Consider the following 4,415-nt stretch of genomic DNA (forward strand, 5'->3'; position numbering starts at 1 on the left):
TGATGATCTGGCTGCGATCCTGGGCACAATCAACTATGAACTGCCCTGCGTACTGACAAAACGTGTTCCTCGTGTTTACAAAGAAAAAGGCGAAATCGTTGGTATCGTAGACCACATCCTGCATCAGTATAAATAATCAGAAATAAAAAGAGAGGCGAAAGCCTCTCTTTTTTTGTACAAAAAATCCCTCGGCATTGCAGTCGAGGGAATGTTTTTTTAAAAACCGTAGTATTCGTATTTTTTGACAAAACAGAAACCGGTCGTACCGGGGCCTGTATGGCTGGAAATGGTTGCGCCGATCTGGAAGGGGGGCAGAAATTCCATGCCGGGAGCCGCTTCCTTCATCTTTTCGTAGAAATCGTCCATATCATCCCAGATGGTATTGGTGCCGGGAGTGGCGATATAGTGAGAAGGGTCTTCTCCTGTTTCCTTGAAATGTTTCTTTGTAACGTCTGCAATCTGTGTCAGCCCTTTTTTTCTGGCGCGGCAAACGCCGCCAACGCTGATCTCACCGTCTTTCAGGATGATGATGGGTTTGATTTTCAGCAATCCGCCGGAAAGGGTCGCCAGTTTGCCGATACGGCCGCCAACTTCCAGATAACTCAGGTCGCCCACCATAAAGTGGATGCGGGCATCTGTACGGGCTTTTTCCGTATAAGCAAGAACATCATCCAGAGATTTTCCGTTTTTCTGCATCCGTGCCATTTCCATCAGCATCAGCATCTGAGCGCCGGTGGCTACCCAAGAGTTGATCACTTCGATCCTTGCGTGGGGGAAATCTTCTTCCAGCATGGATTTTGCAGTCATGGCGGATTCCAGAGATGCAGTCAGGCTTCTTGTCATGGTCAGGCAAAGAACATCCTTGCCTGCTTCCAGCGCAGGGGTAAAGGCATCGATATAATCCTGGATGGATGGCAGGGAAGTTTTGGGATAGCCTTTTTCTTCTGTCATAAAACGGAAGTAATCATCCAGTGAAATTTCAAGAATTTCTTTATAATAATTTTCGTGATCGGTCGAAACGTAAAAAGGGATCAGCTGAATGCCAAGTTCTTCGGCTTTTTCAAAACCGATGTCGCAGGCGCCGTCGCTGAAAATCTGATAATCTCCCATTGGTAAGCCTCCTTGTTTTTTGTAGATCTATCTGAATGTAAAAAATTCGTATAAAGATTTCTTTATAATGTAATATAGCAAATCAGACTGTAAAATTCAATAGAATAAAATACAATATGTAGTATGAAAAACAATGAACGATAGAAAAATGTTTATATCTGGAGTAGAATAAAGAATCTCCTCTTGCAAAATGGGAATAAATGGGTTAGACTGTTATTATGGTATAGTGCGGGTAGTATTCGTATTTTTGCGCTTTGCCTGAATATAGAATAAAGGAGGTGAAAGAGAGTGAGAAGACTGATTGAAATGATCATGAGTTTGATCGTTGTGGCGGCAACGTATGCGATCATGCATATTATATTTATTTCGGACTTATTCAATTTTACAGCGAAAATGCCTGCGTATGTTCCTGTGGCACTTTCCGTTTTTACTGGATTCATATTTTATTTTATAGCATCTACCACTACGGCGAATCTGCTTATGAAACGAATGATGCAGACGGAGGAGCGCCTCACAAAAATGAATGTGAAGGAACTGGCGTTTTCTGTAATCGGCTGCTTTATTGGTCTGGTGATCGCTAACCTGATCGGCTTTGCCTTCCGTGACTTTGGTATTCTTGGCACGTTTATCATTATCCTGCTGAATATCTTCTTTGGTGTTCTGGGGATCCGCGTTGCCAGAAGGAAGAAGGATGACGTCAATGTGCGTACGCTGCAGCAGGTGCTGCTGACAACAAAGCCTATGACGGCAGATGACAGCATCACAGGCAGACCGAAGATTCTGGATACCAGTGTCATCATTGACGGACGTATCATGGATCTTCTGCAGACGGGCTTCATTGAAGGGAAGATCATCATTCCTGACTTTGTGCTGGAAGAATTGCGACATATTGCGGATTCTGCGGACAGCCTGAAACGCCAGAGAGGGCGCCGTGGTCTGGATATTCTCAATGAGATCCAGAAACAGCTGGCTGTGCCTGTGGAAATTCAGAGTTTTAAGGCAGATAAGCCCATGGAAGTGGACTCCATGCTGCTGAAAATGGCAGAGAAACTGGATGCATTCGTGGTGACGAATGATTTTAATCTGAATAAAGTGGCAGAATTCCAGGGTGTTCGCGTGCTGAATATCAACGAACTGGCCAATGCCATCAAGCCTGTGGTTCTGCCCGGGGAAGAAATGTATGTAACGATCATCAAAGCCGGCAAAGAACAGGGTCAGGGGGTTGCCTATCTGAATGACGGCACCATGATCGTTGTGGATGGCGGCAGCCGTTATATCGGTGAAACAAAAACTGTGATCGTGACCAGTGTTCTGCAGACTGCAGCGGGACGTATGATCTTTACAAAAATGATTGCAGCGTAAAAAAGCCTTTTCCTGAAATAGAATGCGAAACAAGCTTGCTTAGTTTCGCATTTTTATTAGGAAAAATATTTTGATAGAAAGGTGGCATATTGATGAAACCGATCTGTACCGCTGTCATTGTGGCAGCAGGAAAAGGAAAACGAATGGGCACGGAAATCAGTAAACAGTTTCTGCCTATGGGCGGAAAAGAGATTCTGGCACATACGGTGGAAAAATTTGAAAAAGCAGAAAAGATTCGGGATATCATTCTGGTGACAGGCGCGGATTCCAAGCAGGATGTGCAGGAGATGGCGCAGGAATATGGCTGGAAAAAAATCAGATCTGTTGTTGCCGGCGGCAAGGAACGGCAGGATTCCGTATGGAATGGCCTGCGGGAGGTTTCTGATGATACCGAGATCGTTCTGATCCATGACGGCGTCCGTCCTTTTGTAACCGAGGATATTCTGAATGGTTCCATAGAAACGACGCTGGAAATGGGCGGCTGTGTGGCAGGGGTGCCTGCCAAGGATACCATCAAGGTCTGCAACAGGGAAAATATTGCTGTGGAAACGCCTGACAGAAGTACTCTCTGGCAGATCCAGACCCCGCAGACCTTCCGCAGAGAGCGAATCATAAAAGCCTATGAACAGGCCAAAGCAGATGGTTTTGTGGGCACGGATGATGCTTCTCTGGCGGAGCACAGCGGTTATCCTGTCAAAGTTATCATGGGCAGTTACCGCAATATCAAGATCACAACCAAGGAAGACCTGCTCATCGGAGAAGCGTTTTTGAAGGAGGAACAGGCATGAAAGAAGTAACGATTTATACAGATGGTGCCTGCTCCGGCAATCCCGGGCCCGGCGGCTATGGGGTAGTGCTGCTGTATGGAGCGGCAAGAAAGGAACTTTCCGAAGGATACCGTCTGACGACCAATAACCGTATGGAGGTGCTGGCGGTCATCAAAGGGCTGGAAGCCCTGAAAGAACCCTGCAGAGTCAATCTTTACAGCGACTCCAAATATGTGGTGGATGCTATAGAAAAGGGCTGGGTCGTGAAGTGGAAACAGAACGGCTGGATGCGGAATAAAAAGGAAAAAGCCTCCAATGTAGACCTGTGGGAACGGATGCTTATGATGCTGGAAAAACATCAGGTAAAATTCATCTGGGTGAAGGGGCATGCGGACAATCCCGGTAATGAAAGATGCGATGAACTGGCACGTATGGCCATTCAGAAAGGTGATCTGCAGGAAGACGAAAACTATGGAAAAATGTAAGTTTCTGGCGGACGAATCCCAAGTGAAATGGTAGAATTCTGATTGACACTGGGGGAATATTATGGTAGTATCGTCATGTAACAATTTTTTATCTATCTAGGAGGATTTAAGTAATGAAAAAAGGTACAGTTAAATGGTTTAACGCAGAAAAAGGTTTTGGTTTCATCTCCGTACCTGGTGAAGACGATGTATTCGTACATTTCTCCGCAATTCAGGCTGAAGGCTACAAAACACTGGAAGAAGGCCAGGAAGTAGAATTCGAAGTAGTTCAGGGTGCAAAAGGCCCTCAGGCTGCAAACGTAACACGCGCTTAATCGATTTTAATTATAGAATAGACTGCGAAAGCATTCAAAATTATACATTTAGATTTGGTTATGCAAAAAGAGCTCTCCTTAAAAAATAAGGAGGGCTTTTCTTTTTTTGCATACAATTTGTTTGTCCATCTGTGAAAAACAACGGAAAATATGGTAAGATATTCAGATATATTAATATTTTTGTATTAACTTTTGTAATTATAGGTTTTTTTCGTTGAAAGTGTACATTTTTCGTGCTAATATGAAAAATGATTTAGTGTCAAATAGTGGGTCAAACTATAGAATTTGCATCATTGGTAAGAGGAAAAGTTATGAAGGAAACGTTTTTTGGCACAATTTCATTTGTCCTGTTTTTGTTCTATGATCTGGAGCAGACA

General features: G+C 44.2%; 5 protein-coding genes. 4 read left to right on the forward strand and 1 reads right to left on the reverse strand.

Going from position 1 to position 4,415, the window contains the following annotated elements; translation table 11 throughout:
* Positions 1 to 216: 216 nt before the first annotated feature.
* Complete coding sequence (locus tag ACJMLT_RS08660; protein WP_405729519.1) at positions 217 to 1,110, reverse strand: DegV family protein; 894 nt, start codon at positions 1,108 to 1,110, stop codon at positions 217 to 219.
* 288 nt (positions 1,111 to 1,398) lie between these two features.
* Between ACJMLT_RS08660 and ACJMLT_RS08665 the strand changes: the two genes are divergently transcribed.
* The 4 genes from ACJMLT_RS08665 to ACJMLT_RS08680 all read left to right on the forward strand — a co-directional run bounded on the left by ACJMLT_RS08665 (position 1,399) and on the right by ACJMLT_RS08680 (position 4,038).
* Entirely contained in the window at positions 1,399 to 2,472 is a 1,074-nt protein-coding gene (locus tag ACJMLT_RS08665) for a PIN/TRAM domain-containing protein (protein WP_405729522.1), read from the forward strand.
* Between the two features lie 92 nt (positions 2,473 to 2,564).
* Entirely contained in the window at positions 2,565 to 3,260 is a 696-nt protein-coding gene (gene ispD / locus ACJMLT_RS08670; protein ID WP_405729525.1) for a 2-C-methyl-D-erythritol 4-phosphate cytidylyltransferase, read from the forward strand.
* Positions 3,257 to 3,724: a ribonuclease HI gene (gene rnhA, locus ACJMLT_RS08675; protein ID WP_405729528.1), complete on the forward strand. Its 468-nt coding sequence runs from the start codon at positions 3,257 to 3,259 to the stop codon at positions 3,722 to 3,724. The genes ispD and rnhA overlap by 4 nt, the downstream gene beginning before the upstream one ends.
* Before the next feature lie 113 nt (positions 3,725 to 3,837).
* A complete protein-coding gene (locus ACJMLT_RS08680; RefSeq protein ID WP_004036546.1) occupies positions 3,838 to 4,038 on the forward strand; it encodes a cold-shock protein in 201 nt (66 codons plus the stop codon).
* The last annotated feature ends 377 nt before the right edge of the window (positions 4,039 to 4,415 follow it).

Origin of the sequence: Anaerotignum sp. (assembly GCF_045122575.1) — a bacterium.
Lineage (GTDB): Bacteria > Bacillota > Clostridia > Lachnospirales > Anaerotignaceae > Anaerotignum_A.

Excerpts from the sequence above, each read along its gene's own strand:
- ACJMLT_RS08660 (WP_405729519.1), bottom strand. The coding sequence starts at position 1,110 with ATGGGAGATTATCAGATTTTCAGCGACGGCGCCTGCGACATCGGTTTT.
- ACJMLT_RS08680 (WP_004036546.1), top strand. The coding sequence starts at position 3,838 with ATGAAAAAAGGTACAGTTAAATGGTTTAACGCAGAAAAAGGTTTTGGT.
- ispD (WP_405729525.1), top strand. The coding sequence starts at position 2,565 with ATGAAACCGATCTGTACCGCTGTCATTGTGGCAGCAGGAAAAGGAAAA.
- rnhA (WP_405729528.1), top strand. The coding sequence starts at position 3,257 with ATGAAAGAAGTAACGATTTATACAGATGGTGCCTGCTCCGGCAATCCC.